The sequence below is a fragment of the Shinella yambaruensis genome (assembly GCF_050859155.1).
In the GTDB taxonomy this organism is placed as follows: Bacteria; Pseudomonadota; Alphaproteobacteria; order Rhizobiales; family Rhizobiaceae; genus Shinella; species Shinella yambaruensis.
In genome coordinates, this window is the sequence record NZ_CP150638.1 from 320,936 (window position 1) to 347,916 (window position 26,981).

Below are 26,981 nucleotides of genomic sequence, written 5' to 3' on the forward strand. Positions count from 1 at the left end.
CGGAGACCCTCGATGAACCTCACCAACCTCATCCTCAACACCGACAGCTACAAGTTCAGCCACTACCTGCAATACCCTCCGGAAACCCGCGCCATCTCCTCCTATGTCGAGGCGCGCGGCCATTCCGAGCAGGCGGAAGTGCTGTTCTTCGGCCTCCAGATGTTCCTCAAGGAATACCTGTCGAAACCGGTGACGATGGCGGACGTGGACGAGGCCGAGGGGATCGTCACGGCGCATGGCCTGCCGTTCAACCGTGCGGGCTGGACGCATATCGTCGCGAAACACGGCGGTTTCCTGCCGCTGCTCATCGAGGCGCTGCCGGAGGGCACGCTGGTGCGCCGCGGCGTGCCGGTCGCGCAGGCGGTGAACACCGATCCCGAATGCTACTGGCTGACCTCCTATGTCGAGACGGCGCTGCTGCGCGCCATCTGGTATCCGAGCACCGTCGCCTCCAATTCGCGCAAGGTGAGAGAGATCATCCGGCCGATCCTGGAAAAGACCTGCGAGGACCCGGCCGCCGTGCTCCCCTTCCGCCTGCACGATTTTGGCGCGCGCGGCACGACGAGTTTCGAGCAGGCAGGCATCGGCGGGGCGGCGCATCTCGTCAACTTCATGGGCACGGATACGGTAAGCGGCGTGCTGTTCGCGCGCCGTTATTACGGTGCCGAGATGGCCGGCTTCTCCATCCCCGCCTCCGAGCATTCGACCATGACGTCCTGGGGGCAGGAGCGCGAGGCGGAGGCCTATGGCAACATGATCGACCGGTTCGGCGAGAAGGGCCTCTATGCGGTCGTGTCCGACAGCTACGACATCAACAATGCCGTCACGGAGATCTGGGGCAAGCAGTTGAAGGACCGGGTGAAGGCCGCCGGCGGCACGCTCGTCGTTCGGCCGGACAGCGGCGATCCGGTGGAAACGCCGGTTCAGGTCGTGCGCCAGCTCGCCTATGCCTTCGGCACGCATCTCAACGCCAAGGGCTACAAGGTGCTGGACAACAGCGTGCGCGTCATCCAGGGCGACGGCATCTCGCCCGCCGATATCGGCCTCATCCTCGGCCGGCTGGAAGCCTTCGGCTTCTCGGCGGAAAATATCGCCTTCGGCATGGGGGCAGGGCTCTTGCAGAAGGTGAACCGCGACACCTATTCCTTCGCCATGAAGGCCAATGCCAGGCAGGACACCGACGGCGCCTGGCACGACGTCTACAAGCGCCCGGCGACGATGAACCTCAAGGCCTCCAAGGCCGGGCGTCAGGCCGTGGTGATGGGCATCGGCGGGCTTGAGGCCGCGCGCATCGACCAGCTCGCCGGCCGCGAGAACCTTCTGCAGCCCGTCTGGCGCGACGGCAGGCTCCTTGTCGACTGGACCTTCGACGCCGTGCGCGCCCGCGCCGCCTGAGGCCTTGCGGCAGGGCCCCCGGGGCGCCATCTTTGAGTCCGATGACTGGAGACGAAAGATGACGGTTCGCCCGCCGCAGGCGCTCGCCCCCTCCTTCAGCAAGGACACGGGGCTGAATATCCTCGAATACGAACTGATGTCGGAGCGGGCGGACGCGCTTGGCCGGCACGGGCTGAAGGTGGAGAAGGCGCTGGAACTGCTGGCCGGGCGCCTTGCCGCGGGTTGCGGCGAGGCGGAGCGGGAAGACCTTCTCAACGACGCGGCCGACAAGGTCTGGGCCTTCTTCATCCAGCGGGAAATATGCGGCCTGCGCAGCCAGAAGGACGCGATCCGCCGCTACGCCATTCCGCCGGAGGTCATCGCCCGGCTCGGCATCGTAAGGCGCAAGGCCTGAAACTACAGGGCGACGATCTGGCGCGTGATGAGATCGTAGATGCCGTTGTCGTCGACGCGCAGCGCGAAGATTTCCTTGCGCGCCGCTTCGCGCTCTTCCTGTTCCTGCACGCCGGCTGCGTCGAGCTTGCGAACGGCCTCGCCCGTCGTTTCCGCCGGGATATCCTCGCCGTCGCCGGCTTTTTCCGTCTTGGCGGGGACCTTGTCGGCAAGCTGGGTCGTCTCGGCACCGGCGGCGAGCAGCTGGATCGTGTCGAGCGCGGCGGCGGCCGGATCGTCCCGCCGCTTGTCCTCCCGCACGCCCTTGGCCACATCGGCATGGGCGCGGCCGACCGCGTCCTGGAGGTCCTGCACGTCCTCCAGCTTCTCGCCGGCTTCCAGCGAGCGGATCGTCTCCTCGCGTTCCTTGCGCGTTTCCGCATCCTCGATGCGGGTCGGGTCGCGCCGGATCCGGTCGAGCTTCAGCTCCTCGATGGTCTTCGGGTTCGCCGCGTCCTCCAGACGGGCGAGCACCTTGCGCATTTCGGGCGTCAGCGCCTTCTCGTCCTCGGCCTTCTCGGCAAGCGCATCCTTCACCCGCCCGGCTTCCGTGCCATAGGGATTGCGGATCGCCGCGATGAGATCGGTCGCCTTGAGGCCGAGATCGGTGAGGCCGGATTTCTTCTCGAGCGTCGCCACGTCTTCCGGCAGTTCGCCGCGGAGGCGCGTCAGCATGCCGGAAAGGCGCTGCTCGAAATCGGCATCCGCCTCGCCCTCGCCCTGCGTCACGCCGGCGGTCAGCGCAAGGCGGGCGACGAGATTGGCCGCCGCATCGTCCGACGGGCCCGCCATGGCCTGCCTGACGGCGGTGAGCGTGGTGCCGAGGCCGCGGAGCGTGACGTCGAGCGTGCTGCCCTTGGCGGGAAGCGAGACCTGGTCGACGAGCGCCAGTCGGTCGGCAAGGCGCTGGGCAAAGGCACGGGCGCCCTCGCCATCCTGCTGGGTGATACCGAGCGTGTCGCTGAAGCGGGATATCAGCTTGGCGAGCGTTTCCCCGCCGCGGGCATTGCTGCCGAAGAAATGTTCGTTGATGCGGGCATTGGCCTGCCGCGCCGTGTCGTCGGAGCGCAGCGGTGCCTGTTTCTGCGCGTCGTCCTTCGGCCGTCCGCTGGCCTTCTCGGCCTCCTCGCGGCGGCGCTCCTCAAGCGTTTCGACGATCGACTGCATCGCCGAGACGGCGGCGGTGGACTGCGCGCTCTGCAGGGGTGTCAACATGGCAACCTCCGGTCTCGCCGGAAGAATAGGTCGGAGGGGATTAACCGCGCGTTAAGCCTGCGCCCGCGGGTTTTCAGGGGGATCGGGCGGCTGCGGCCGGCAGACGATCGTCACCAGCACGAAGCTGACATAGAGCAGGAGATACCATGAGCCGAGCTTGGTGAGGGGCACCATGTGCCAGGTGGTCTGGCCCGGATAGAGCCACACGCCCGTCGCCGTGCCGATGTTCTCGGCGATCCAGAGGAAGATGGAGGTGAGGAAGGCGGCGACGACGAGCGGCATCCAGCGCGGCTTCTCCTCCACCGTGTAATAGATGCGCACGCGCCAAAAGAGGAGCACCGTCGCGGCGAAGAGCACCAGGCGGATATCGACGAAAAAGTGGTGCAGGTAGAAGTTGGCGTAGATGGCGATTGCCAGCACCGCCGTCGTCCAGAAGGGCGGATAATGGGTGAAGCGCATGTCGAAGATGCGGATGGCGCGCGCCATGTAGCTGCCGACCGAGGCATACATGAAGCCGGAAAAAAGCGGCACGCCGCCGATGCGGATCACGGCCTCCTCCGGATAGACCCAGGAGCCCATATGGACCTTGAAGATCTCCATGGCCGTGCCGACGAGGTGATAGATGAGGATGACCTTCGCTTCCTCGAAGGTCTCCATCTTCAGCTTGAGGAACGTCACCTGGATGGCGAGCGCCATCAGGAACAGCGCGTCATACCGGTGGATCGGCCAGTCCGGCTGCCAGACGAGTTTCGTGGCGATGATCAGCCCGAGCATGAGCCCGCCGAAGAGGCAGGCCCAAGCCTGTTTCAGCCCGAACAGGATGAACTCGGCAAGGCCGGGCGGGAGCGTTTCGAGCCGGCCGCGGATCAGCCGGCGCAGCGGCTCCAGCGTCGGCCCGGTCTGGTGCTGCCATCCGTTCTGCACGGGCAGCTCAGCTGTGGGCGAAGATGTCGGTCTCTTCCCAGCCGAGCAGATCGAGCTTGGCGCGGGTCGGCAGGAAGGCGAAGCAGGCTTCCGCATGCGTCAGCCGGCCGTCGCGCACGAGGCGCGCCATCAATTTGTCGCGCAGGGCATGGAGATGCAGCACGTCGGAGGCGGCATATTCGAGCTGCGCGGGCGACAGCGTCTCGGCCGCCCAGTCGGAGGACTGCTGCTGCTTGGAAATGTCGACTTCGAGCATTTCCTTCAGATTGTCCTTCAGGCCGTGCCGGTCCGTATAGGTGCGCGTCAGGCGCGAGGCGATCTTGGTGCAGAAGACCGGCGTGGTGGTGACGCCGAAGGTGTGGAACAGCACGGCGATGTCGAAGCGGCCGTAATGGAAGATCTTCTGGCGGGCCGGATCTTCCAGCATGGCGGTGAGGTTCGGCGCTTCCTTCTGGCCGGCGGCGATGCGGATGACGTCCGCCGTGCCGTCACCGGGCGAAAGCTGCACGACGCACAGCCGGTCGCGGCGCGGGATGAGGCCCAGCGTTTCGGTGTCGATGGCGATCGCGCCGGTATAGCGGGCTGCATCCGCCGCCGAGATGTCACCTTCGTGATACCGGATTGCACTTGCCATGAAAAACCCCATCTAAGCTGTCTCTGTGTCCGCAGGCCTATAGCGCATGTTTCCGGCCTGCGGTACTTCTTTATGGATTGCGAAGGACCGGCCTGCGGCCGAAAGACGATATGACGAAACGATTGATCCTTGCCGCCCTCACCGCGCTGCTCTTCGCCCCCGTTGCCGGCGCACAGGTGTTTCATGACCTGCCCGGCGTCGTGACGACCGAGGAGCACGAAGCCGAGGACCAGGTCTTCTGCGAGCCGCAATACATTCCCGCGCCGGAAAACAGCACGAAGCGCCACTGGGGCCGCACCGTCTATAATTGTACGCGCGGCGGCGTCACGTCGAGCGGCAGCTACCTGCCGCTGTCGCGCGAGCGGAGCCTGCGCGGCTACGACTGGTAGCGCGTCCTTTCATTCCCGGCCGTTCCGGCCGGAGCCATTCATCCGGAGGAGCCATGACCGACGAAAGCCTGCCGCTGGTGATCAGCGCGCCCGAACCGCGCACGCTGGACCTGATCTTCACCACTGCGGCGGAAGCCGAGCTGCGCCGGACCTATCGCATCGTCGAGGCCGATCCGGAAGACATTGCCGGGCTCGGCGACGCGGTGCTCGCAGAAGCGCGCTACATCATCGGTCAGCCGCCGCTCTCCGCCGAAATGCTGGCGCGCATGCCGAACCTGCGGGCGATCCTCAATGTCGAGAGCAACCTCCTCAACAACATGCCCTATGAGGTCCTGTTCGAACGCGGCATCCATGTCGTGACGACCGGCCAGGTCTTTGCCGAGCCGGTGGCCGAACTCGGCCTCGCCATGGCGCTGAACCTTGCCCGCGGTGTCATCGATGCGGATGTGGCCTTCCGCGAAGGCACGGAATTGTGGGGCGGGGAGGGCAACCGGTCCGCGCGCCTCCTCTCCGGTTCCGAGGTCGGCATCGTCGGCTTCGGCGATCTCGGCCGGGCACTGAACCGCGTCCTCTCGGGCTTCCGCGCGAAAATCCGCGTCTTCGACCCCTGGCTGCCGCCGTCGATGCTGCGTGAAGCCGGTGTCGAGCCGGCCTCGCTCTCCGAGGTGCTGGCCATGAGCGACTTCGTCTTCGTCGTCGCCTCGGTGACGAGCGAGAACAGGGGGTTCCTCGGGGCCGAGGCCTTCGCCTCCATGCGCAGGGGCGCGGCCTTCATCCTGCTCAGCCGGGCGGACGTCGTCGATTTCCCGGCGCTGATGGCTGCGGTCGCTTCCGGCCATATCGTCGCGGCGAGCGATGTCTATCCGGAAGAGCCATTGCCGGCGGACCATCCGGTGCGCGGGCTGAAGGGCTTCATCCGCTCGGCCCACCGTGCCGGCGCGCTGGACAGCGCCTTCAAGAAGATGGGCGACATGGTGCTGGAGGACATGGCGCTGATGGATCGCGGCCTGCCGCCGATGCGCTGCAAGCGGGCCGAGCGCGAGACGGTCTCGCGCATGCGCTCGAAACCGGTGAGCGTCAACTGAAACGAAAGGCCGTGGCGAGGGATCGCCACGGCCTTTCGGTTTTCGAAAAGCGCGTTCAGGCGCGCTTGATGACCTTGATGAGCACGAGCAGGATCACCGCGCCGATCGTGGAATGGATGATCGCGGCGATGATGCCGCTGCCGAGGCTGATGCCGATGGCCGGAAAGAGGAAACCGGCGATGAAGGCGCCGACGATGCCGACGACGATATTGCCGATCAGGCCGAAGCCGAAGCCCGAAACGATCAGGCCGGCCAGCCAGCCCGCAATGGCGCCGACGATGAGGAAAACGAGAATGCTTTCAATGCCCATACGATGCTCCCTTAGACAGTCTTGTTCTGTCCCTGTCCAATCTGGCAGCCGTTTCCCGGAAAGCAAGAGGGTCTGAGAACTTCTCTTCGGCGGCGTCAGACGATGCCGCCGCCTCCGCTCGCCACGGCCGGCCGTTCCCCCGCCACCTTCGCCCGGTAGCCCGCCGCGCGGTAGGTCGCGACCGGATCGATCGCCCCGCCCGTCTCCAGCCGCGCCATGGCGAGGATCGGCTCCACATCGGTGCGGAAGCCAGCCTTCAAGGTCTCGGACGCCATCAGCGCGTCGTTCGCCTCCTGGTAGCCGGCAAGCGCCGCGCGGTCGACGATCAGCCCTTGCGCATAGGCCCGGCACACCTCCATGGCGCTGCGCATCAGGCTCTCGATCGGATCGGTGACATTGTGGCTCTGGTCGAGCATATGCGCCGGCGCAAAACCGTCTGCCTTGCGCATCTCCGCATCCACCAGTTCGTTGAAGACGAGGAAGAGCCGGTAGGGATCGATCGAGCCGGTGTCGAGGTCGTCGTCGCCATATTTCGAATCGTTGAAATGGAAGCCGCCCAGCTTCCTGAACTGGATGAGCCGGGCGACGATCATCTCGATATTGACGTTCGGCGCATGGTGGCCGAGATCGACGAGGCACCAGGCTTTCGGGCCGAGTTCCTGCGCGATCAGGTAGTTGGTGCCCCAGTCCTGCACGACGGTGGAATAGAAGGCCGGCTCGTACATCTTGTGCTCGGTGAAGAGCCGCCAGTCCTCGGGCAACGCCTTGTAGATGGCCTTCATCGCATCGAGATACCGCTCGAAGCTCTTGGTGAAATTCGCCTGCCCCGGAAAATTCGTGCCGTCGCCGATCCACACCGTCAGCGCCTTGGAGCCGAGCGCATTGCCGATGGCGATGCATTCGAGATTGTGCTCGACAGCCTGCTGGCGCGTTGCGGCATTCGCATGGGAGAGCGAGCCGTATTTGTAGGAATGTTCCTGCTGCGGCGCATCGGAGAAGGTGTTGGAGTTCATCGCGTCGAAGCCGAGGCCGAGCGCGTTGCCCCTTTCCTTCAGTTCCTTCAGGTCCGTCACCTTGTCCCAGGGAATATGCAGGGAAACGGTCGGTGTGGCGCGCGTCAGCTCCTGGATGACCGCGCAGTCCTCCAGCTTGTCGAAGATGTTGCGCGGCTCGCCCTCGCCGGGAAAGCGCGCAAAGCGCGTGCCGCCGGTGCCGACGCCCCAGGAGGGCACGGCCACCGCATAGGCTGCGACCTTCCGCTTCACCGCATCGATATCGACGCCGCGGCGGGAAAGCTGCGCACCGAGATGGTCGTAGTCGCTTTTGAGGTAGGCGAGACGTTTCTGGTTCTCGCGCGCGACCAAGTCTTCGGAAATCATCGTCATCGGGATCTCCTCAGCGCGTGAAGGACTGGGCGTTGCCCGCGTCGACATTGATGATGTTGCCGGTCGATTTCGCCGACATGTCGGAGGCGAGGAAATAGATGGCTTCCGCGATATCCTCCGGGAAGACGGACAGCTTCAGCATGGAGCGCTCGCGGTAATGCGCCTCCAGATCGTCCGTCTTGTAGGTCGCGGCGCGCTGCTCCTTCCATTCGCCGGTCCAGATCTTCGAGCCGCGCAGCACGGCGTCCGGGTTCACCACGTTGACGCGGATCTGTTCGGAGGCGCCCTCCAGCGCCAGGCACCGGGCGAGATGGATTTCGGCGGCCTTCGCCGTGCAATAGGCCGAAGCGCCGGGGGAGGCGGCAAGGCCGTTCTTGGAGGCGACGAAGACCACGTTGCCGCCCGCCTTCTGCCGGCGGAAGATGCGGAAGGCTTCGCGCGAGACGAGGAAATAGCCGGTCGCGAGAATGCCGATATTCTTGTTCCACAGGTCCAGCGTCGTCTCCTCGATCACAGCCGAGGAGGCGAGGCCGGCATTGGAGACGAGGATGTCGAGGCCGCCGAATTCCACCAGCGTATCGGCAAAGCTCCTCGCTACCAGCGCCTCGTCGGTGACGTTCATGGAGACGGAGCGCACGACATCCCTGCCGTAGCGGCCAGCGAGCTCGTTTTCCGCCGCGGCGAGCGCCGCCTCGTCGATATCGGCGAGCACCACGCAGGCGCCCTCCGCCATCAGCCGGTCCGCCGTCGCCTTGCCGATACCGCCGGCCCCGCCCGTGACGAGCGCGATGCGGCCGGCAAGGCTCTTGGGCTTCGGCATGCGCTGGAGCTTCGCCTCCTCCAGCAGCCAGTATTCGATGTCGAAGGCTTCCTGCTCCGGCAGGCCGACATAGTCGGAGACGCCGGAGGCGCCGCGCATGACGTTGATGGCGTTGACATAGAACTCGCCGGAAACGCGCGCCGTCGCCTTGTCCTTGGCGAAGGTGATCATGCCGACGCCGGGCACGAGATAGACGACCGCGTTCGGATCGCGCATGGCCGGGCTGTTGTCCCGCCTGCAGCGCTCGTAATAGGCCGCGTAGTCGGCGCGGTAGGCGGCGATGGCGTCGGAAAGGCCGGCCAGCGTCTTTTCGATGTCCGGCGCGGCCGGATCGAAATCGACGACCAGCGGCCGGATCTTCGTACGCAGGAAATGGTCCGGGCAACTCGTGCCGAGCGCGGCAAGCGGCGCAAGGTTCTTCGAGGTCACGAAATCGAGCACCGCTTCCCCGTCGTCGAAATGGCCGACCTTCTTCTCATCCCGGCCGATCATGCCGCGGATGACCGGCATCAGCTTTTCCGCGATGGCCCGGCGTTCATTGGCGGAAAGCACCGGCTTCACCGCGCCGCCGAAGGCAGGCGCGGTATTGTTCTCTTCGAACCAGGCAATCGCCTTGTTGATGATCTCGATCGTCGTCTCGTAGCATTCCCTGGCCGTATCGCCCCAGGTAAAGAGGCCGTGGCTTTCCAGCACCACGCCGCGCGCGCCGGGATTTTCCAGGCAGAACTTTTCCAGCCACAGGCCAAGTTCATAGCCCGGCCGCTTCCAGGGCAGCCAGCCGATGTCGTCGCCGAAAATCCTCTGCGTCAGCTCCCGGGAGTTCTTCGCCGCGGCGATGGCGATGATCGCGTCGGGGTGCATGTGGTCGACATGCTTTTTCGGCACATAGGCGTGCAGCGGCGTATCGATGGAGGCGGCGCGCGGGTTGAGGTTGAAGGTGCAGTGGGGCAGGTAGCCCACCATCTCGTCCTCATGCGCGATGCCGCGGTAAAGCCCCTTCAGCGCATTGAGCTTGTCCATGTAGAGTGTCGCGAATCCATCCATCCTGATGGTGCCGACATCGCCGCCCGACCCCTTCACCCAGAGCACCTCGACCTCGCCCGCGCCGAGCGGGTCCGTCTCCATCACCTTCGCGGACGTGTTGCCGCCGCCGTAATTGGTGATGCGCTTGTCGGAACCGAGCAGGTTGGAGCGATAGAGCAGCCGCTCGGATTCGCGCATGGTCGACGCCTTGGCATCGTCCCACAGGTTGGCAAGGCGTGCGCCCCGGTTCGTCTCCAGCATCGGCATTTCCTCCCGGTGTTTCTCATGCGCATGGCTATCGCCGCGCTTGAAGGCATGCTTTCAGATCACATGAGAGCATCGCCGATGTCAATCATAAACGATCAAGAACAATCATATTGCGCTGCACAATGAAAAAATATGATTGATCATGATTGACATTGCGCGTTCCTGATGGAAGCATTGCCAGCACTGGAGGAGCCATGCACGAGAAGGAAAGACATCGGATCATTCTGTCCGCGGTTCAGGAAAAGCCGGTCGCCACCGTGCCCGAGCTGGTGGACCTGACCGACAGTTCGGAAGCGACGATCCGGCGCGACATCGCGGCGCTGCATGTGCAGAAGAAGCTGCGCCGGGTGCGCGGCGGGGCGGAGGCGCTGCACCCGCCGCAGTTCGTCGGCCTTGCCGGCCGGCCCTTCACGGTCAACGAAACGCTCAACACCCGCCAGAAGCAGGCGATCGCCAAGGAGGCGGTCGCGCTCTGCGAGGATGGCGACCCGATCATCATCAACGGCGGCACCACCACATTCCAGATGGTGCACTTTTTGACCAACCGCCGCATGCAGGTCTTCACCAACTCGTTCAACATCGCCGAGCACCTGCTGAAGCACTCGAAGAACACGATCATGCTCTCCGGCGGCACGATCTACCGCGAGCAGAACATCGTGCTCAGCCCCTTCGACAATGACGTGACGCGCAATTTCTATGCGCGCCGCATGTTCATGGGTGCGCAGGGCCTCGGGCCGCTCGGCCTGATGGAGGCCGATCCGCTGCTGATCCAGGCCGAGCAGAAGCTGATCGACCAGGCGGACGAACTCGTCGTGCTGGTCGATTCCACGAAATTCAAGAAGCGCTCCAGCCTCATCCTGTGCGGGCTGAAGCGCATCGCCACCATCATCACGGATTCGGGCATCGAGGACAGGGATGCCGCGATGCTGGAGGAGGCCGGCGTCAACCTGATCGTCGCGAACGTTCAGGCCGACGCCAAGACTGGGAATGCACCCTCATCGGCGTGAGGCCGATGGATTTCACTGGGAGGAGACGTCGTGAAAATCCTGAAGACATTGCTTGTGACGGCGGCCGTTTCGGTCGCGCTGATCGCCAACACCGCGCAGGCGGAAACCAAGAAGATCGCCCTCGTCGTCAAGGCGCTCGGCATCGGCTTCTTCGAGGCCGCCAACAAGGGCGCACAGGAGGCCGCCAAGGAACTCGGCGACGTCGAGGTCATCTATACTGGCCCGACGACGACGACCGCCGAAGGCCAGATCGAGGTGATCAACTCGCTGATCGCCCAGAAGGTCGATGCCATCGCCGTCTCGGCGAACGATACCAATGCACTGGTGCCGGCCCTGAAGAAGGCGATGGACCGCGGCATCAAGGTGATCTCGTGGGATTCGGGCGTCGCGCCCGAGGGCCGTTCGATGCATCTCAACCCGTCATCGAACCCGCTGATCGGCAACATGATCATCAAGCTCGCCGCCGATAACCTGCCCGAAGGCGGGGACGTCGCCGTGCTCTCGGCGACCGCCACCTCGACGAACCAGAACACCTGGATCGCAGAGATGAACAAGGTGCTGCCCAACTACAAGGGCATCAACGTGGTCGCCACCGTCTATGGCGACGATCTTGCCGACAAGTCCTATCGCGAGACGCAGGGCCTCATCCAGTCGCATCCGAACCTGAAGGCGATCATCGCGCCGACCTCCGTCGGCATCGTCGCCGCCGCGCAGGCCGTCACCGATGCCGGCAAGATCGGCCAGATCAATGTGACGGGCCTCGGCCTTCCCTCGGAGATGGCCGGCCATGTGAAGTCGGGCGCGTCCAAATCCTTCGCGATCTGGAACCCGATCGATCTTGGCTATTCGGCGACGATGATCGCCTATGACCTGATCGGCGGTGCGGAAGCCAAGCCCGGCGCGGAGCTGAAGATGGGCCGCATGGGCACGGTGAAGCTCGACGACAACAACGAAGGCGCGATGGCCGATCCGTTCGTCTATGATGCCTCGAATGTCGAGGAATTCGCCAAGATCTTCTGATCTGGCGTTGCTGAGCGGAACGAAGCCCCTCATCCGGCCCGCCGGCCACCTTCTCCCCGCAAGCGGGGAGAAGGAGACGTGCCGCAACGCCTCCGTTCCCTCTCCCCGCTTGCGGGGAGAGGGCCAGGGTGAGGGGCGGCCGAGCCCGCATTGCCCGCTATCGAGCTCATGAACCCAACCGGTGGACGACGACTTGCTGCAGGACACGACCACATCGCGGATGAAGCCCGCCATCGCGCTCGAAGGGATCTCGAAAACCTTCCCCGGCGTGCGCGCGCTCAGCGAGGTTTCGCTCGCGCTCTATCCGGGCTCGGTGACGGCGCTGGTCGGCGAGAACGGGGCCGGCAAGTCGACGCTGGTGAAGATCCTCACCGGCATCTACCAGCCGGACGAGGGCAGCATCCGCGTCGACGGCGCGGAGACCCATTTCCCCACCGCCAATGCGGCGGCGAAAGCCGGCGTCACCGCGATCCATCAGGAAACCGTGCTCTTCGACGAACTGTCCGTTGCTGAGAACATCTTTCTCGGCCACGCCCCGCGCACCCGCCTCGGCCTCATCGACTGGCGACGAATGAACGCCGACGCCCGAGCGCTGCTCGCCCGCGTCGGGGCCGATCTCGACCCGTCGATCCGCTTGCGCGACCTCGGCATCGCCAGCAAGCACCTCGTCGCCATCGCCCGCGCGCTTTCCATCGACGCCCGCGTCGTCATCATGGACGAGCCGACGGCGGCTTTGTCGCACAAGGAAATCCACGAGCTTTACGAGCTGGTCGACCGGCTGAAGGCGGACGGCAAGGCGATCCTCTTCATCTCCCACAAGTTCGACGAGATTTTCCGCATCGCCGACCGCTACACCGTCTTCCGCGACGGGCGCATGGTAGGCGAGGGGCTGATTTCTGAGACGACGCAGGACGATCTCGTGCGCCTCATGGTCGGCCGCGATGTCGGCCAGGTTTTCCCGAAGCAGGATGTCGCCATCGGCGAGCCTGTTCTCACCGTCTCCGGCTATCGCCACCCGACGGAATTCGAGGACATCCATTTCGAGCTGCGCCGCGGCGAGATTCTCGGCTTCTATGGCCTCGTCGGCGCGGGGCGCTCGGAATTCATGCAATCGCTGATCGGCATCACGAAACCATCGGCCGGCGCGATAAAGCTGCATGGCGAGATCAAGGTCATCCGCTCGCCGGCCGAGGCGATTGCGGCCGGCATCGTCTATGTGCCGGAGGAGCGCGGCCGGCAGGGCGCGATCATCGGCCTGCCGATCTTCCAGAACGTCACGCTGCCCTCGCTCTCGCGCACCTCGCGCGCCGGTTTCCTGCGCATGGCGGAGGAATTCGCGCTGGCGCGGGACTATACGTCGCGCCTCGATCTGCGCGCCGCCTCGCTCGACCAGGATGTCGGCACGCTTTCGGGCGGCAACCAGCAGAAGGTGGTGATCGCCAAGTGGCTGGCCACACGGCCGAAGGTCATCATCCTCGACGAGCCGACCAAGGGTATCGACATCGGCTCCAAGGCCGCGGTGCACGCCTTCATGAGCGAGCTTGCCGCCTCGGGCCTCAGCGTCATCATGGTGTCTTCGGAAATCCCCGAGATCATGGGCATGGCCGATCGGGTCATCGTCATGCGCGAAGGCCGCATCGCCGGCCGTTTCGAGCGGGCGGAGCTGACGGCGGAAAAGCTGGTGCGCGCCGCCGCCGGCATCGAGGAGGCCGCCTGATGAAGGTCCTGCTGAAGAACCGCGAAATGCTGCTGGTCGTGGCGATCGCCCTGCTGGTGGCGCTGATCGCCCTGCGCTTCCCGCCCTTCGTGACGCCGCGCAACCTCGCCAATGTCTATAATGACACGTCGATCCTGATCATCCTGGCGCTCGGCCAGATGGCCGTCATCCTGACGCGCTGCATCGACCTGTCCATGGCCGCGAACCTCGCGCTTTCCGGCATGGTCGCGGCCATGCTGAACGCCGCCATGCCCGGCCTGCCGATCCCGCTGATCATCCTCGTCGCGATGACGCTCGGAGCCGTGCTCGGCGCGATCAACGGCCTCCTCGTCTGGAAGCTCGATATCCCGCCCATCGTCGTCACGCTCGGCACGCTCACCATCTATCGCGGCCTGATCTTCCTTCTCTCCGGCGGCGCTTGGATCAACGCGCACCAGATGAGCGACGCGTTCAAGGCGCTGCCGCGCACCGCGTTCCTCGGCTTCCCGCTGCTCTCCTGGCTGTCGCTGGTCATCATCGCGCTGATGGTGGTGGTGATGCGCCTGACGCCGCCCGGCCGCGCCTTCTTCGCCGTCGGCGGCAATCCGCATGCCGCCGTCTATACCGGCATCGATGTCGGCCGCACGCGCTTCTTCGCTTATTGCCTGTCCGGCACGCTGGCCGGGCTTTCCGGCTATCTCTGGGTCTCGCGCTATGCGGTCGCCTATGTCGATATCGCGGCCGGCTTCGAGCTCGATATCATCGCGGCCTGCGTCATCGGCGGCGTGTCGATCGCCGGCGGCATCGGCTCGGTCGGCGGGGCAGTGCTCGGCGCGCTCTTCCTCGGCGTCATCAAGAATGCGCTGCCGGTCGTCAACATCTCGCCCTTCGCCCAGATGGCGATTTCCGGCACGGTCATCATCATCGCCGTCGCCGTGAATGCCAGAGCCGAAAAGCGCAAGGGCCGGGTGATCCTCAGGAAAGCGGAGACGGCCCATGGCTGAGACCCAGATGGTTGCACGCCATATCCCCGATCGGCTGGAAGGGCGCGGCGCGCGCTTGGTGAAGAGCTGGGAGACGCTGCTCGTCGCCGTGGCGCTGGCGATCTTCCTCGTCAATTCCTTCGCCTCGCCCTATTTCCTCGATCCGTGGAACCTGTCCGACGCCACCTTCAATTTCACCGAAAAGGCGATGATCGCCTTCGCTATGGCGCTGGTCATCATCTCCGGCGAGATCGACCTTTCCGTCGCCTCGGTCATCGCGCTCACCTCCACGGTGATGGGCTATGCCGTGCAGCTCGGCTTCGATACACCCGCATTGGTTCTGATCGGCCTTGCCACCGGCCTCCTCTGCGGCGCCTTCAATGGCCTGCTCGTCACCGGCCTCGGCCTGCCGTCCATCGTCGTCACCATCGGCACGATGAGCCTTTTCCGCGGCCTCTCCTTCGTCATCCTCGGCGACCAGGCGTTTACCGGCTATCCGGCCAGTTTTTCCTGGTTCGGGCAGGGCTATGTCTGGTGGGTGTTCTCCTTCGAATTCTGCCTGTTCCTGGCGTTGGCCATCATCTACGGCGTCGTCCTCCACAAGACGAATTTCGGCCGCGCCGTCTATGCCATCGGCAACAACCAGACCGCCGCGCTCTTCTCCGGTGTCCGCGTCGGCCGGGTGAAGTTCGTGCTCTTCCTGCTGACCGGCCTGATGGCGGCGGTCGCCTCGATCTGCCTCACCGCACGCCTCGGCTCGACACGCCCCTCCATCGCGCTCGGCTGGGAGCTGGAGGTGGTGACGATGGTCGTGCTCGGCGGCGTCAATATCCTCGGCGGTTCGGGCACCATCCCCGGCGTGGTGCTGGCGGCGTTGATCATGGGCATGGTCACCTTCGGCTTCGGCCTCCTGAATGTGCCCGGCATCGTCATGTCGATCTTCATCGGCCTGCTCTTGATCTCCGTCATCGCCCTGCCGATCCTCTACCGGCGCTTCCGCGGGAGCCGTTGAGCCATGGAGAAATACGTCTTCCGCATGCGGCTGAACCCCGGCATGGCGGCCGAATACAGGGCGCGGCACGATGCGATCTGGCCGGAACTCTCGGCGCTTCTGGGGGAGGCCGGCGTTTCCGACTATTCCATCCATCTCGACGAGGAAACGAACCTGCTCTTCGGCGTGCTCCGGCGGCGGGAGGACCACACGATGGCGGACCTGCCGAACCATCCCGTCATGCAGCGCTGGTGGGCCCATATGGCCGATATCATGGAGACGAAGCCGGACAACGAGCCCGTCGCCGTGCCGCTCCTCACCGTCTTCCATATGGAATGAGCCGATGAACACCATCGCCGTCATCGATATCGGCAAGACGAACGCCAAGGTCGTGCTCGTCGATGGCGGGGATTTTCGTGAGGTCGCCGCCCGCACCATGCCGAACGGCGTGGTGAACGCCGCACCCTATCCGCATTTCGACACGGAGAAACTCTGGACCTTCATTCTGGAAAGCCTCGCCGCGCTCAGCCGGGAGCGCCCGGTCGACGCCATCTCCGTCACCACGCACGGGGCCACGGCTGCCCTGGTCGGCGAAGACGGCGATCTCGTCCTGCCGGTGCTCGACTATGAGCATGACGGCCCGCAGGCGCTGGCGGAGGCGTACGGGACCATCCGGCCGCGTTTCGAAGACAGCGGCACGCCCGTCCTGCCCGTCGGGCTCAATGCGGGCCTGCAAGTCTACTGGCAGTCGAAGACGTTTCCGGATGCGTTCGGCAAGGTTCGCTGGCTGCTGATGTACGCGCAATACTGGTCCTTCCGCCTCACCGGCGTCGCCGCCAGCGAGGTGACGTCGCTCGGCTGTCATGCCGATCTCTGGGAACCGCGCAACGGCCGCTTCTCCAGCCTGGTCGAAAAAGAGGGCTGGACGAGGCTGATGCCTCCGGTGCGCAAGTCCGGCGACGTGCTCGGCCCGGTCCGGCCGAATATCGCGACGGCGACGGGCCTGCGGCCGGATGTGCCGGTCCATTGCGGCATTCACGATTCCAACGCGTCGCTGCTCCCCTATGTGCTGACGCGCGCCGCGCCCTATGCCGTCGTGTCTACCGGCACCTGGGTCGTGGTGATGGCGATGGGCGCACGGTCCGTCCTGCTGGACGAGGCACGGGACACGCTGGTCAACGTCAACGCGCTCGGCGAGCCGGTGCCGTCTGCACGGTTCATGGGCGGCCGTGCCTTTTCCACGCTCGGCGGCCGGTCCGGCGACCTGCCGGCCTCTGCCGTCGGGGAAGTGTTTCGGCGCGGCGCCATGCTGTTGCCGTCGCTGCCGCAGGAGTCCGGTCCGTTCCCCGGCCGCAGGGCGACTTGGACCGTGCCGCGCGAGGAACTGAGCGAAGAGGCGGCGCAGGCCGTCATCGCCTTCCACCTCGCCCTGATGACGGCGACCTGCCTCGACCTGATCGGCGCGGCCGGACCCGTCATCGTCGAGGGGCCGTTCGCCGCCAACCGGGCCTTCCTGGTGATGCTGAAGGTCGCGACGGGGCGTGCGGTGCTCGCCGGCGGCAGCGCGACCGGCACGAGCATCGGCGCCGCCTGCCTTGCTGCCGGAAGGGCACCGGAGCCGGCGCTGGTTTCGGTGGACGGCGATCTGCCCGAGGGCGCGGCGGATTACGCGGCGCGCTGGCGAAGGCTTGCGGCCGAGGGCTGAAGGTCGCTCAGAACACCCGGGCCTTGGCCGGGGTGCGCTCCGCATCGATGTCGAGAAGTAGGTAGATGGCGGCGAGCGTCGCTGCTGCGATCATCGTCGCGCCCAGTGCCAGAACAATCATTGCCCGTTCCTCCTGACATCATTGTCAGTCAACGGTCGCATCCTGCGCGCGCGAGCTTGCGCGAGGCTGACGCTACGTCGGATCGTTTTAATTTTAGCGATACCACAAGCAAGCCGTGAACCATTAACCTTCAGGCAAGGAATTAACCATAAACATTGGACTACACGTCGGAATGGGAAATTCGCCGTTTCTCACCCAGGCATGATGCCGAACCGCCGTACCGGATCCGAGCCGGTATTCGAGTTTCACAGAATTTGATCATGGATCGACGGGTGGCGCCGCGCGCCGCCTCGCGAGCGCGGCTTGGGCCGCCAGCTTCTCTCCATGCGAGAATTCGGCGGCCGCCCGAAAGGCGGCCGGGCATCATGGTTTGGGAGCATACGGGTGCAGGAAATGCCGGCAGAACAGGCTCGAACGGGACAGGCGGCCAGCCTGCGCGACCGTTTGCGCTTTGCCGGCGTAGACGCTGCCCAGGGCGAGGTGCTCCGCCGCCACCGCCAGACGCTCGAACGGCATGTCGAGACGGCGCTGCGCGATCTCTTCCAGCGTTTCCAGACCTTCCCGGATGCCGCCCGCCATTTCCAGAGCGAGCGCCAGATCGACCGCCTGCACGACCTCCAGAGCTCCCATTGGAGCGTCCTGACCGACGCGCGGTTCGACGGCCTCTATGCGGAGCGGGTGAAGGTGCTCGCCGACAGCGAGAGCCAGATGGGCCTCGACCCGCGCTGGCGCATCGCCGGCCATTCGGTCGTCGTCGAGACGGTCGTCAGCGGCCTCATCGAGGAATATTGGCCGAAATCCCTCCTGCCCGGCGCGGGCAAGGCTCGCCGGCAGGAACTGACCGACCTCATCTCCGCCTTCCTGCGCACGGCGATGGTGGACGCCGAGATCGGCGTTTCGCTGCGCTTCAACGAATTGCGCCACGCCCACCACCGGGCGCTCGGCGAGCAGCGGCGGGAAGACCGCGCCGAGCTCGACCGCGTCTTCGGCGAGACGATCCGCAGCCTGGCACAGCTCGATTTCTCCGCCCGCGTTTCCGGCGAGATGCCGGAGGCCTGGCGTGACATGGCCGAGACGCTGAACGGCGCGCTCGACGAGATCCAGTCCCGCCTCACCGCCGCCGCGGACCGCGCGAGCGAAGGCGATCGTCTCGTCGGCACGCTCGCCTCCGGCGCCGGCGCGCTGTCGATCCGCTCGGCCGAGCAGTCGGCGAACCTGATAGAAACGGCCAATGCGCTCGGCGCGATCGTCGAGCGCGTACGCCAGACGCTCGGCGAGACGCGCAAGGCGCAGTCCGCGGCCGCCTCCACGCAGGCCTCGGTCGCGCTCTCGGGCAACATCGTCGGCGAAGCGATGTCGGCCATGGCGGATATCGAGGCTTCGGCGGAAAAGATCGGCCAGATCATCGGCGTGATCGACGAGATCGCCTTCCAGACCAATCTGCTGGCCCTCAACGCCGGCATCGAGGCCGCCCGCGCCGGCGACAGCGGCCGCGGCTTTGCGGTCGTCGCGCAGGAAGTGCGCGCGCTCGCCCAGCGTTCGGCGGATGCGGCACGCGAGATCAAGCAGCTCGTGACGAGCACCAAGGCGCAGGTCGAGGCCGGTGTCGAGCACGTCCACCGCACCCAGGACGCGATCGGCAACATCGTGCGCCAGGTCGAGGGCATCAACGAGGCGATCACCGGCATTGCGCATGAGAGCGCGGTCGACGCGGAAGGGCTCGACGGCGTGACGGCCGATATCGGCCGCACCGGCCGTGCGCTCGAAGCGGACGCGGCGGATGCCGCTCGTGTCGGCGAGGCGGGCAGCGACCTCCATACCGTCATCCTCGAACTCGGCCGCACGATCCGGGAATTCCATGTTTCCGCGCAGCGCGACCTGCGCCGCCCGGCACGGCCCGCGCCGGCGGAAGTACGCGCGACCCCCGAACGCACCGAACCCCAGGCTTCTCCCCTCGATTTCCTGACGGCCCGCGCCGCCGGCTTTGGAGGCTGAGATGGCGGCAAGACGGCCACGGCACTGGTTTTCGACGGCCCGCAGCCGGCTTTCGGAAGGAAGTCACCCGCCTGCCGCTCCGACGGGCGGGACGGCGATTTTGGACAGACGCAGACACGGTTTCAAACAAGGAACACGGTAATGGCGAGCAAGAAAGCCGCTCAGAAAGATTTAAGCCTTGCCCCCGTTCTCGATCTCAACGAGGCGACGGTCCTGCACAAGCAGCTCATGGGTCTCAAGGGCAACCCGCTCGTCATCGACGCCTCGGCGGTCGAACGGGTCGGCGCGCTCTGCGCCCAGGTGCTGATGGCCGGTGCCAGGAGCTGGGAAGAGGACAAGCAGCCTTTCACCTTCGGCAAGGTTTCCGATCCTTTCATGAAGACAATGCAACTTATCGGTGTGAATATTGATCACTTGCTGGCACAGGAGGCTAGGCAATGAAGAAAAAGGTCCTGACCGTGGATGATTCCCGGACCATCCGGAACATGCTTCTGGTCACGCTCAACAATGCGGGCTTCGAGACCATCCAGGCCGAAGACGGCGTGGAAGGGCTGGAAGTTCTGGAAAACGCCAACCCGGACGTCATCGTCACCGACATCAACATGCCGCGCCTCGACGGTTTCGGCTTCATCGAGGGCGTGCGCCGCAACGAGAAGTACCGGGCGATCCCGATCCTCGTGCTGACGACCGAAAGCGACGCGGAGAAGAAGAACCGCGCCCGCCAGGCCGGCGCGACGGGCTGGATCGTCAAGCCTTTCGATCCGACCAAGCTGATCGATGCAATCGAGCGCGTAACCGCCTAAAATCACTAGTCCAGGATTACTCCCGATGGATATGAACGAAATCAAGGAGATCTTCTTCCAGGAGTGCGAGGAGCAGCTCGCCGAACTGGAATCCGGTCTCTTGAAGCTGAACGACGGTGATCGCGACCCGGAAACGGTCAATGCCGTGTTCCGCGCCGTGCACTCGATCAAGGGCGGTGCCGGTGCCTTCGGCCTCGACGATCTCGTCTCCTTCGCCCATGTGTTCGAGACGACACTGGATTGCGTTCGATCCAACAAGCTGGAGCCCACCCAGGACGTCCTCAAGGTCATGCTGAAATCCGCCGACGTTCTGGCGGACCTGACCAATGCGGCGCGCGACGGTGGCAGCGTCGACGAGGGCCGCAGCCGCACCCTCATCCGCGAGCTGGAAGCACTCGCCCACGGCGAGGTGCCGGCCGCCGCCGAGGCGCCCGCGCCAAAGCCCGCTCCCAAGGCGGCCGCGCCGGCGCCGGTGATCGAGAAGCCGCCGGTCAACGATGAAGGCTTCCAGCCGATCCCCTTCTCCTTCGGCGATTTCGACGAGGAGCCGGCCGGCCACTATGTGCCGACCGTCCAGATCGACTTCAAGCCGAAGAAGGATCTCTACGCCAAGGGCAACGAGGCGGTGCTCCTCCTGCGCGACGTCTCGCGTCTCGGCGAGATGAGCGTCTATTGCGACATGGACAGCCTGCCACCGCTCGACAAGATGGACCCGGAGGAAGCCTATTTCTCCTGGAAGATCTCGGTCACCACCGACAAGGGCGAGGACGGCGTGCGCTCCGTCTTCGAATTCGCCGAGTGGGATTGCGATCTCGACATCCGCACCATCGAGGAGGACGTCGTCGGCGAAGTGACGGACGACGAGGAACTGCCGATGCAGCCCGTGCCGTTCGACCTGTCGATGCTCGACGAAAGCGGTTCCGCCGCCGGCGGGGAAGACGAGCCGGCGGTCGTTGAAAGCGATGCCGCCGCTGCCGTCGCTGCCGCCGAAACCGCCACCAAGGTTTCCCAGGCCGCCGGCCGCGCCGCCGAGAATGCCAAGGCCGCCGCTTCGGCCGCCAGCGCCGCCCAGGCCAGCCAGACCGCCGCCGGACAGACGATCCGCGTCGATCTCGACCGCGTCGATCGCCTGATCAACCTTGTCGGCGAGTTGGTGATCAACCAGGCGATGCTCTCGCAGAGCGTCGTCGAGAACGATACGAACGGCACGTCCTCCATCAATATGGGCCTGGAGGAGCTGCAGCAGCTCACCCGCGAGATCCAGGATTCGGTGATGGCGATCCGCGCGCAGCCGGTGAAGCCGGTCTTCCAGCGCATGGCCCGCACCGTCCGCGAAATCGCCGACATCACCGGCAAGTCGGTCCGCCTCATCACGGAAGGCGAGAACACCGAAGTCGACAAGACCGTCATCGACAAGCTCGCCGAGCCGCTGACGCACATGATCCGCAATGCGGTCGACCATGGCCTGGAAATGCCGGAGAAGCGCGAAGCCCTCGGCAAGAACCCGGAAGGCACGGTCCGCCTCACGGCGAAGCACCGCTCGGGCCGCATCGTCATCGAGCTGGCCGACGACGGCGCCGGCATCAACCGCGAGAAGGTGCGCCAGAAGGCGATCGACAACGACCTCATCGCGGCGGACGCGAACCTCTCGGACGAGGAAATCGACAACCTGATCTTCCACGCCGGCTTCTCCACCGCCGACAAGGTGTCGGACCTGTCCGGCCGCGGCGTCGGCATGGACGTCGTCAAGCGCTCCATCCAGGCGCTCGGCGGCCGCATCTCGATTTCCTCGAAGCCGGGGCAGGGCTCCGTCTTCACCATGAGCCTGCCGCTCACCCTTGCCGTGCTCGACGGCATGGTGGTCACGGTCGCCGGCCAGACGCTCGTCGTGCCGCTGACGGCCATCGTCGAGACGCTGCAGCCGGAAGCCTCGGCCATCCATTCCTTCGGCGCCTCGCAGCGGCTCATCTCGATCCGCAACTCCTTCTGCCCGCTGGTGGATGTCGGCCGGATCCTCAATTTCCGCGCCACCCAGGCCAATCCGATCGAGGGCGTCGCGCTGCTCGTCGAATCGGAAGGCGGCGGCCAGCGCGCCCTCATGGTCGATGCCATCCAGGGCCAGCGCCAGGTCGTCATCAAGAGCCTGGAAGCGAACTATACCCACGTGCCCGGCATCGCCGCGGCGACCATTCTCGGTGATGGCCGCGTCGCCCTCATCCTGGACGTCGATGCGGTGGTCGCCGCTTCGCGCGGCCAGTCCCTGAAACAAGACATCTCGCTTGCTGCCACCGGTTAAGAAGCCATGACGACGTATGCGGTAAAGAATCTCACGCACGGACGTGAACTGATCGCCTTTAGGATCGGCGAGCAGGAGTTCTGTGTGAACATCATGTCGGTCCGGGAGATCCGTGGATGGACCCCGGCGACGTCGATGCCGCACGCGCCGCCCTATGTGCTTGGCGTCATCAACCTGCGCGGCGCCGTGCTGCCGATCGTCGACCTGTCGCTGCGCCTCGGCATGAAGCCGGCCGAACCGACCGTGCGCCATGTCATCATCGTCGCCCAGGTCGGGCCGAAGGTGGTGGGCCTGCTGGTGGATGCGGTCTCCGACATCCTGACCGTGACGAATGAAAACATCCAGCCGACCCCGGACATCGCCAACGAGACGGAGAAAGCCTATGCCCGCGGCATCCTCGCCATCGAGGGGCGCATGATCTGCCTCATCGAGCTCGATTCCCTGTTCCCGCATACCGAAAGCGAAGCCGCATGACCTATTCTTCGGCCATCGACACGCGGCAGCCGCCCGACGAGTGCCTGGCGAGCGGCGAATATCCGCTGACGCGCAAGGATCTCTCCGAGATTGCGGCGATGATCTATGCGGATGCCGGCATCTACCTCAACGAGACCAAGGCCTCGCTGGTCTATTCGCGCCTGTCGAAGCACATTCGCCAGCTCGGCCTGAAGGGCTTCAAGGAATATTGCGCGCTGGTTTCCTCGCCGGCCGGCGCATCGGCGCGCAAGGAGATGCTGTCGCACCTGACGACGAACTTCACGCGTTTCTTCCGCGAGAACCATCATTTCGAGCACCTGAAGAACGAGGTCCTGCCGGAGCTTCTCGCCCGCGCCCGCAACGGCGGCCGCGTGCGCATCTGGTCGGCCGCCTGTTCGGATGGCCAGGAGCCCTATTCGGTCGCGCTTACCGTGCTCTCGCTGATGCCGAACGTCGCCGACTACGACTTCCGGATTCTCGCGACCGACATCGACCCGAAGATCCTCGCCGTCGCCCGCGCCGGCGCCTACGACGCCAATGCACTCGAAACGGTCAGCCCCGCCATGCGCAAGCAGTTCTTCCGGGAGACGGATGCGGGCGGGCGGCAGAAATGGCAGATCGACGACCGGGTGAAACGGCTCATCACCTTCAACGAACTGAACCTGATGGCGCAATGGCCGTTCAAGGGGCCGTTCGACGTCATCTTCTGCCGCAACGTCGTCATCTACTTCGACGAGCCGACGCAGATGAAGATCTGGTCGCGCTTCGCCGGCATGCTGGGCGACAACGGCCACCTCTATATCGGCCATTCCGAGCGCGTCTCGGGCGAGGCGAAGAACCAGTTCGACAATATCGGCATCACAACCTACCGCTACACCGGCAAGCACAGGAGGAGCGCATGATGGCACCCGCGCGCGTACTCGTCGTCGATGATTCGCCGACCATGCGCGGCCTGATCACGGCCGTGCTCAACGCCGACCCGGACGTCAATGTCATCGGGCAGGCCGGCGACGCCATGGAAGCCCGCAACGCGATCAAGCAGCTCAATCCCGACGTCGTGACGCTGGATATCGAGATGCCGAACATGAACGGGCTCGAATTCCTCGACAAGATCATGAAGCTGAGGCCGATGCCGGTCATCATGGTCTCGACGCTGACGCACCGCGGCGCGGAAGCCTCGCTGATGGCGCTGGAGATCGGCGCCTTCGATTGCGTGGGAAAACCGCAGCCGGGCGATGCCCGCCCGTTTGGCGACCTCGCGGAGAAAGTGAAGGCCGCCGCCAGATCGCAGCGCCGCCAGCTCCGCACGGACGTGCCGCCGCTGGCGCCGACCGCGGCCAACGTCAATCCGGCCGCCACCTACAGGCCCGGCCGCCGGGTGATCGCCATCGGCGCCTCGACGGGGGGCGTGGAGGCGCTGATCGCGGTCCTGCAGAAATTCCCGGTCAACTGCCCGCCGACGGTCATCACGCAGCACATGCCGCCGACCTTCACCAAGAGCTTCGCCGACCGGCTGAACCGGCTCTGCGCCCCTGTGGTGCAGGAGGCGACGGACGGCGCGCGGCTCGAGATCGGCAAGATCTACCTGGCCCCCGGCGGCGAACGCCATCTTCAGATATCCAACTCGCATGCGCCCTGCTGCCGGCTGGTCGAGCGGGATCCGGTCAACGGCCATCGCCCGTCGGTGGATGTGCTGTTCGATTCGGTGGCCGAGCTTGCCGGCCGGAACGCCGTCGGCGTCATCCTCACCGGCATGGGGCGGGACGGGGCGAGCGGCCTGTTGAAAATGCGTCACGCAGGGGCGCGGACCATCGGTCAGAACGAGAAAACCTGCGTCGTATATGGAATGCCGAGAGTGGCTTTCGAGCTTGGCGCCGTAGAACACCAGTTTCCGCTCTCCTCCATCGGGGAGGAAATCTTGAAAATCACTGCGGCCCGTAGAGAAGGGAGCGAATAATGTCTATCGCTGAAAAAATCAAAGTCCTCATCGTCGACGATCAGGTGACGAGCCGCCTCTTGCTGGGCGATGCCCTGCAGCAGCTCGGCTTCAAGCAGATCACGGCGGCCGGCGACGGCGCGCAGGGCATGGCCATCATGTCCCAGCAGCCGCACCACCTCGTCATCTCCGATTTCAACATGCCGAAGATGGACGGCATCGAGTTCCTCCAGGCGGTGCGGTCCAACCCCACCACCAAGAAGGCGGCCTTCATCATCCTGACGGCGCAGGGCGACCGCGCGCTGGTGCAGAAGGCGGCGGCGCTGGGCGCGAACAACGTTCTCGCCAAGCCGTTCACCATCGAGAAGATGAAGGCGGCCATCGAAGCCGTGTTCGGGGCATTGAAATGATCTCAGACGCCGGGGCGCGCCGCGTCCATGTCATTCAGGGCGAATACAAGGTCTTCAACGATCCGAGCGTGGTGCTCACCACCATTCTCGGCTCGTGCGTGGCCGCCTGCATGCGCGACCCGGTCATTGGCGTCGGCGGCATGAACCACTTCTTGCTGCCGGGCTCGGCCGAGGCCATGGCCTCGGGCGGCGACGCCACGCGCTACGGCGTGCATCTGATGGAGCTTCTGATCAACGGCCTACTGAAGCAGGGCGCGCGGCGCGACCGGCTGGAGGCGAAGATCTTCGGCGGTGCCAGGACGATCGCGCGCTTCTCCAATGTCGGCGAGCAGAACGCGCGCTTCGCGCGGCAGTTCCTGATGGACGAAGGCATCAAGGTCGTCGGCGAGAGCACCGGCGGCGAGCATGGCCGCAAGCTGGAATACTGGCCGTCGAGCGGCCGGGCCCGGCAATATGCGCTGACGGGCGTCGAGACGCAGAAGACGGTGGCGCTGGAACAGCGGCCCGCACCCGCCGCCAAGCCCGTCGAAAGCTCGATCGAATTCTTCTGAGCGGGCGTTGCGCCGCAAGGAAGCAGAAGTAAAAGCGTATGTACGTTGCCGGTTGCGACATCGGGTCCGCCGGCCCCGTACGGGGAAGAGGGTAACCCATGCAAGCCGAGTATCTGAGTGCAGCCACTGCCATGGAGGAAGCCCTTCCGGATGTCCTGATGCGGATCGTGTCCGAACTGCACGATGTCGCCTATCTGATCGAGCGCATCGAACCGCAGCTTGCCGGCGTTCACGGCGATGCCGTGCTGGATGCCGCCGAACGCATGATGGTGCTCCAGGGCATCGATCTTGCCGTGCAGAAGACGCGAGGGCTCGCCGAGTTCATCGACACCATCACCGCAAGCATTCCCGACAACTGGATCGTCGATGTCACGACGGCGCTCAATCTGGTGAAACTCGCGGACATGCAGAAGGCGCTGGGCAACGGGATGCGTCATGGCCACTCCCAGCCGCTCGGCAAGGCAGCCGGCGATTTCGAGGCCTTTTAGGAAATTCCAAGTGTAATCAACCTGTTCGGCGGCGCCTTCCCGGCGCCGTCTTTCGTTATGAAGGAAGTAAACCTCCACCTACGGTGGAGGACTGGGCGAGTTTTACATCGTAGTGGAGAGACCTCCGGCTTGGACCGTTAGATTGGCCGAGACGTTAAACGGAGGTTTGATGGAAGAACGATCGCAATCACACGCGACGTGGGACTGCAAATATCATGTAGTTTTCGCGAGCAAGTACCGCACGAAGCGCCTGTACGGGGACGTGCGTCGTGAACTGGGTGAGCTTTTGCATAGGCTTGCTCGACAAAAGGAATGTGAGATTCATGAAGGGCACCTTATGCCCGACCATGTGCATATGCTGATCTCGATCCCGCCGAAGTATTCTGTTGCGCACGTAGTTGGCTTTTTGAAGGGCAAGACAGCGCTCTATATTGCCAACAAATACGCGCGCAAACGGCGCTACAAGGGGTATCACTTTTGGGCGCGAGGGTACTTCGTGTCTACGGCTGGGCACGATGAGCAGGTCGTCAGACGTTATATCCGTAATCAAGAAAAGGTCGACAAAGCTTCCGACTTTGCCGACCTCTTTAATCGCAGCTACTAACTGATAGCAAAACCGCTTCTAG

The 26,981-nt window shown here is 64.9% G+C and carries 28 protein-coding genes; 22 read left to right on the top strand and 6 right to left on the bottom strand.

What is annotated here, in order from left to right:
• The first annotated feature begins 12 nt into the window (after positions 1-12).
• Both WMC41_RS01605 and WMC41_RS01610 read left to right on the top strand, forming a co-directional pair.
• Positions 13-1,395 (top strand): nicotinate phosphoribosyltransferase, encoded by a 1,383-nt coding sequence (locus WMC41_RS01605; protein ID WP_432346842.1) that lies wholly within the window; start codon positions 13-15, stop codon positions 1,393-1,395.
• Positions 1,396-1,453: 58 nt separating this feature from the next.
• Positions 1,454-1,789 (top strand): DUF6665 family protein, encoded by a 336-nt coding sequence (locus WMC41_RS01610; protein ID WP_272804389.1) that lies wholly within the window; start codon positions 1,454-1,456, stop codon positions 1,787-1,789.
• A 2-nt stretch (positions 1,790-1,791) separates the two neighbouring features.
• Here the strand turns inward: WMC41_RS01610 and WMC41_RS01615 are convergent, their stop codons facing one another.
• The 3 genes from WMC41_RS01615 to WMC41_RS01625 are packed head-to-tail and all read right to left on the bottom strand — an operon-like array spanning position 1,792 to position 4,600.
• The gene (locus WMC41_RS01615) at positions 1,792-3,042 is read right to left on the bottom strand and encodes a hypothetical protein (protein ID WP_432346843.1); all 1,251 of its coding nucleotides are present in this window, start codon (positions 3,040-3,042) and stop codon (positions 1,792-1,794) included.
• Positions 3,043-3,093: 51 nt separating this feature from the next.
• Positions 3,094-3,966 carry a DUF817 domain-containing protein gene (locus WMC41_RS01620; protein ID WP_432346844.1) on the bottom strand — a complete coding sequence of 291 codons (873 nt, stop codon included), beginning with the start codon at positions 3,964-3,966 and terminating at the stop codon, positions 3,094-3,096.
• A 7-nt stretch (positions 3,967-3,973) separates the two neighbouring features.
• Positions 3,974-4,600 (bottom strand): ribonuclease D, encoded by a 627-nt coding sequence (locus WMC41_RS01625; RefSeq protein ID WP_432346845.1) that lies wholly within the window; start codon positions 4,598-4,600, stop codon positions 3,974-3,976.
• A 110-nt stretch (positions 4,601-4,710) separates the two neighbouring features.
• Between WMC41_RS01625 and WMC41_RS01630 the strand changes: the two genes are divergently transcribed.
• Together WMC41_RS01630 and WMC41_RS01635 are read left to right on the top strand one after the other, a co-directional pair.
• The gene (locus tag WMC41_RS01630) at positions 4,711-4,989 is read left to right on the top strand and encodes a hypothetical protein (RefSeq protein ID WP_272804391.1); all 279 of its coding nucleotides are present in this window, start codon (positions 4,711-4,713) and stop codon (positions 4,987-4,989) included.
• Positions 4,990-5,042: 53 nt separating this feature from the next.
• Positions 5,043-6,074 carry a hydroxyacid dehydrogenase gene (locus tag WMC41_RS01635; RefSeq protein ID WP_432346846.1) on the top strand — a complete coding sequence of 344 codons (1,032 nt, stop codon included), beginning with the start codon at positions 5,043-5,045 and terminating at the stop codon, positions 6,072-6,074.
• 55 nt (positions 6,075-6,129) lie between these two features.
• Here WMC41_RS01635 and WMC41_RS01640 read toward each other — a convergent pair whose 3' ends face one another.
• From WMC41_RS01640 to WMC41_RS01650, 3 genes are all read right to left on the bottom strand, one after another.
• Positions 6,130-6,384, bottom strand: a complete 255-nt coding sequence (locus tag WMC41_RS01640) for a GlsB/YeaQ/YmgE family stress response membrane protein (RefSeq protein WP_064328845.1) — start codon at positions 6,382-6,384, stop codon at positions 6,130-6,132.
• Positions 6,385-6,479: 95 nt separating this feature from the next.
• A complete protein-coding gene (gene rhaI, locus WMC41_RS01645; RefSeq protein ID WP_432346847.1) occupies positions 6,480-7,769 on the bottom strand; it encodes an L-rhamnose catabolism isomerase in 1,290 nt (429 codons plus the stop codon).
• Positions 7,770-7,779: 10 nt separating this feature from the next.
• Positions 7,780-9,873 (bottom strand): bifunctional rhamnulose-1-phosphate aldolase/short-chain dehydrogenase, encoded by a 2,094-nt coding sequence (locus WMC41_RS01650; protein ID WP_432346848.1) that lies wholly within the window; start codon positions 9,871-9,873, stop codon positions 7,780-7,782.
• A 200-nt stretch (positions 9,874-10,073) separates the two neighbouring features.
• Between WMC41_RS01650 and WMC41_RS01655 the strand changes: the two genes are divergently transcribed.
• The 18 genes from WMC41_RS01655 (at position 10,074) to tnpA (ending at position 26,959) form a co-directional block, all read left to right on the top strand.
• Positions 10,074-10,886 (top strand): DeoR/GlpR family DNA-binding transcription regulator, encoded by an 813-nt coding sequence (locus tag WMC41_RS01655; RefSeq protein ID WP_432346849.1) that lies wholly within the window; start codon positions 10,074-10,076, stop codon positions 10,884-10,886.
• Between the two features lie 30 nt (positions 10,887-10,916).
• On the top strand, positions 10,917-11,906 hold the full coding sequence (gene rhaS, locus WMC41_RS01660; RefSeq protein WP_244767500.1) for a rhamnose ABC transporter substrate-binding protein: 990 nt from the start codon (positions 10,917-10,919) through the stop codon (positions 11,904-11,906).
• A gap of 220 nt (positions 11,907-12,126) precedes the next feature.
• Positions 12,127-13,623, top strand: coding sequence for a sugar ABC transporter ATP-binding protein (locus tag WMC41_RS01665; protein ID WP_244767630.1), 1,497 nt, complete (start codon positions 12,127-12,129; stop codon positions 13,621-13,623).
• Complete coding sequence (locus WMC41_RS01670) at positions 13,620-14,606, top strand: ABC transporter permease (protein WP_432348228.1); 987 nt, start codon at positions 13,620-13,622, stop codon at positions 14,604-14,606. The genes WMC41_RS01665 and WMC41_RS01670 overlap by 4 nt, the downstream gene beginning before the upstream one ends.
• Positions 14,599-15,597 carry an ABC transporter permease gene (locus WMC41_RS01675; RefSeq protein ID WP_288078107.1) on the top strand — a complete coding sequence of 333 codons (999 nt, stop codon included), beginning with the start codon at positions 14,599-14,601 and terminating at the stop codon, positions 15,595-15,597. The genes WMC41_RS01670 and WMC41_RS01675 overlap by 8 nt, the downstream gene beginning before the upstream one ends.
• A gap of 3 nt (positions 15,598-15,600) precedes the next feature.
• Positions 15,601-15,915: an L-rhamnose mutarotase gene (rhaM, locus tag WMC41_RS01680; RefSeq protein ID WP_432346850.1), complete on the top strand. Its 315-nt coding sequence runs from the start codon at positions 15,601-15,603 to the stop codon at positions 15,913-15,915.
• Between the two features lie 4 nt (positions 15,916-15,919).
• A complete protein-coding gene (locus tag WMC41_RS01685; protein ID WP_432346851.1) occupies positions 15,920-17,281 on the top strand; it encodes an FGGY-family carbohydrate kinase in 1,362 nt (453 codons plus the stop codon).
• A 514-nt stretch (positions 17,282-17,795) separates the two neighbouring features.
• A complete protein-coding gene (locus WMC41_RS01690) occupies positions 17,796-19,397 on the top strand; it encodes a globin-coupled sensor protein (protein WP_432346852.1) in 1,602 nt (533 codons plus the stop codon).
• 141 nt (positions 19,398-19,538) lie between these two features.
• Positions 19,539-19,838 (top strand): STAS domain-containing protein, encoded by a 300-nt coding sequence (locus tag WMC41_RS01695; RefSeq protein ID WP_432346853.1) that lies wholly within the window; start codon positions 19,539-19,541, stop codon positions 19,836-19,838.
• Complete coding sequence (gene cheY1 / locus WMC41_RS01700) at positions 19,835-20,200, top strand: chemotaxis response regulator CheY1 (protein ID WP_024270516.1); 366 nt, start codon at positions 19,835-19,837, stop codon at positions 20,198-20,200. Before WMC41_RS01695 ends, cheY1 begins: the two co-directional genes overlap by 4 nt.
• 25 nt (positions 20,201-20,225) lie before the next feature.
• Complete coding sequence (locus tag WMC41_RS01705; protein ID WP_432346854.1) at positions 20,226-22,496, top strand: chemotaxis protein CheA; 2,271 nt, start codon at positions 20,226-20,228, stop codon at positions 22,494-22,496.
• A 6-nt stretch (positions 22,497-22,502) separates the two neighbouring features.
• On the top strand, positions 22,503-22,970 hold the full coding sequence (locus WMC41_RS01710; protein WP_244767507.1) for a chemotaxis protein CheW: 468 nt from the start codon (positions 22,503-22,505) through the stop codon (positions 22,968-22,970).
• Complete coding sequence (gene cheR, locus WMC41_RS01715) at positions 22,967-23,872, top strand: protein-glutamate O-methyltransferase CheR (protein ID WP_432346855.1); 906 nt, start codon at positions 22,967-22,969, stop codon at positions 23,870-23,872. The genes WMC41_RS01710 and cheR overlap by 4 nt, the downstream gene beginning before the upstream one ends.
• Positions 23,869-24,927 (top strand): protein-glutamate O-methylesterase CheB, encoded by a 1,059-nt coding sequence (cheB, locus tag WMC41_RS01720; RefSeq protein ID WP_432346856.1) that lies wholly within the window; start codon positions 23,869-23,871, stop codon positions 24,925-24,927. The genes cheR and cheB overlap by 4 nt, the downstream gene beginning before the upstream one ends.
• Positions 24,927-25,316 (top strand): response regulator, encoded by a 390-nt coding sequence (locus tag WMC41_RS01725; RefSeq protein WP_023514236.1) that lies wholly within the window; start codon positions 24,927-24,929, stop codon positions 25,314-25,316. Before cheB ends, WMC41_RS01725 begins: the two co-directional genes overlap by 1 nt.
• Entirely contained in the window at positions 25,313-25,867 is a 555-nt protein-coding gene (cheD, locus tag WMC41_RS01730; protein ID WP_244767510.1) for a chemoreceptor glutamine deamidase CheD, read from the top strand. Before WMC41_RS01725 ends, cheD begins: the two co-directional genes overlap by 4 nt.
• A gap of 98 nt (positions 25,868-25,965) precedes the next feature.
• On the top strand, positions 25,966-26,355 hold the full coding sequence (gene cheT / locus WMC41_RS01735) for a chemotaxis protein CheT (protein ID WP_244767511.1): 390 nt from the start codon (positions 25,966-25,968) through the stop codon (positions 26,353-26,355).
• A gap of 169 nt (positions 26,356-26,524) precedes the next feature.
• Positions 26,525-26,959 (top strand): IS200/IS605 family transposase, encoded by a 435-nt coding sequence (tnpA, locus tag WMC41_RS01740; protein ID WP_432346857.1) that lies wholly within the window; start codon positions 26,525-26,527, stop codon positions 26,957-26,959.
• The last annotated feature ends 22 nt before the right edge of the window (positions 26,960-26,981 follow it).

What these genes read in the sequence shown, in the direction of transcription:
- WMC41_RS01665 (WP_244767630.1), top strand. Translation starts at nt 12,127, where the DNA reads ATGAAGCCCGCCATCGCGCTCGAAGGGATCTCGAAAACCTTCCCCGGC.
- WMC41_RS01625 (WP_432346845.1), bottom strand. Translation starts at nt 4,600, where the DNA reads ATGGCAAGTGCAATCCGGTATCACGAAGGTGACATCTCGGCGGCGGAT.
- WMC41_RS01615 (WP_432346843.1), bottom strand. Translation starts at nt 3,042, where the DNA reads ATGTTGACACCCCTGCAGAGCGCGCAGTCCACCGCCGCCGTCTCGGCG.
- WMC41_RS01635 (WP_432346846.1), top strand. Translation starts at nt 5,043, where the DNA reads ATGACCGACGAAAGCCTGCCGCTGGTGATCAGCGCGCCCGAACCGCGC.
- WMC41_RS01685 (WP_432346851.1), top strand. Translation starts at nt 15,920, where the DNA reads ATGAACACCATCGCCGTCATCGATATCGGCAAGACGAACGCCAAGGTC.
- tnpA (WP_432346857.1), top strand. Translation starts at nt 26,525, where the DNA reads ATGGAAGAACGATCGCAATCACACGCGACGTGGGACTGCAAATATCAT.
- WMC41_RS01695 (WP_432346853.1), top strand. Translation starts at nt 19,539, where the DNA reads ATGGCGAGCAAGAAAGCCGCTCAGAAAGATTTAAGCCTTGCCCCCGTT.
- WMC41_RS01705 (WP_432346854.1), top strand. Translation starts at nt 20,226, where the DNA reads ATGGATATGAACGAAATCAAGGAGATCTTCTTCCAGGAGTGCGAGGAG.
- WMC41_RS01610 (WP_272804389.1), top strand. Translation starts at nt 1,454, where the DNA reads ATGACGGTTCGCCCGCCGCAGGCGCTCGCCCCCTCCTTCAGCAAGGAC.
- WMC41_RS01630 (WP_272804391.1), top strand. Translation starts at nt 4,711, where the DNA reads ATGACGAAACGATTGATCCTTGCCGCCCTCACCGCGCTGCTCTTCGCC.
- cheT (WP_244767511.1), top strand. Translation starts at nt 25,966, where the DNA reads ATGCAAGCCGAGTATCTGAGTGCAGCCACTGCCATGGAGGAAGCCCTT.
- cheY1 (WP_024270516.1), top strand. Translation starts at nt 19,835, where the DNA reads ATGAAGAAAAAGGTCCTGACCGTGGATGATTCCCGGACCATCCGGAAC.
- rhaM (WP_432346850.1), top strand. Translation starts at nt 15,601, where the DNA reads ATGGAGAAATACGTCTTCCGCATGCGGCTGAACCCCGGCATGGCGGCC.
- WMC41_RS01690 (WP_432346852.1), top strand. Translation starts at nt 17,796, where the DNA reads ATGCCGGCAGAACAGGCTCGAACGGGACAGGCGGCCAGCCTGCGCGAC.
- WMC41_RS01710 (WP_244767507.1), top strand. Translation starts at nt 22,503, where the DNA reads ATGACGACGTATGCGGTAAAGAATCTCACGCACGGACGTGAACTGATC.
- WMC41_RS01725 (WP_023514236.1), top strand. Translation starts at nt 24,927, where the DNA reads ATGTCTATCGCTGAAAAAATCAAAGTCCTCATCGTCGACGATCAGGTG.
- WMC41_RS01605 (WP_432346842.1), top strand. Translation starts at nt 13, where the DNA reads ATGAACCTCACCAACCTCATCCTCAACACCGACAGCTACAAGTTCAGC.
- WMC41_RS01675 (WP_288078107.1), top strand. Translation starts at nt 14,599, where the DNA reads ATGGCTGAGACCCAGATGGTTGCACGCCATATCCCCGATCGGCTGGAA.
- cheR (WP_432346855.1), top strand. Translation starts at nt 22,967, where the DNA reads ATGACCTATTCTTCGGCCATCGACACGCGGCAGCCGCCCGACGAGTGC.
- WMC41_RS01640 (WP_064328845.1), bottom strand. Translation starts at nt 6,384, where the DNA reads ATGGGCATTGAAAGCATTCTCGTTTTCCTCATCGTCGGCGCCATTGCG.
- WMC41_RS01655 (WP_432346849.1), top strand. Translation starts at nt 10,074, where the DNA reads ATGCACGAGAAGGAAAGACATCGGATCATTCTGTCCGCGGTTCAGGAA.
- WMC41_RS01650 (WP_432346848.1), bottom strand. Translation starts at nt 9,873, where the DNA reads ATGCTGGAGACGAACCGGGGCGCACGCCTTGCCAACCTGTGGGACGAT.
- rhaI (WP_432346847.1), bottom strand. Translation starts at nt 7,769, where the DNA reads ATGACGATGATTTCCGAAGACTTGGTCGCGCGCGAGAACCAGAAACGT.
- cheB (WP_432346856.1), top strand. Translation starts at nt 23,869, where the DNA reads ATGATGGCACCCGCGCGCGTACTCGTCGTCGATGATTCGCCGACCATG.
- cheD (WP_244767510.1), top strand. Translation starts at nt 25,313, where the DNA reads ATGATCTCAGACGCCGGGGCGCGCCGCGTCCATGTCATTCAGGGCGAA.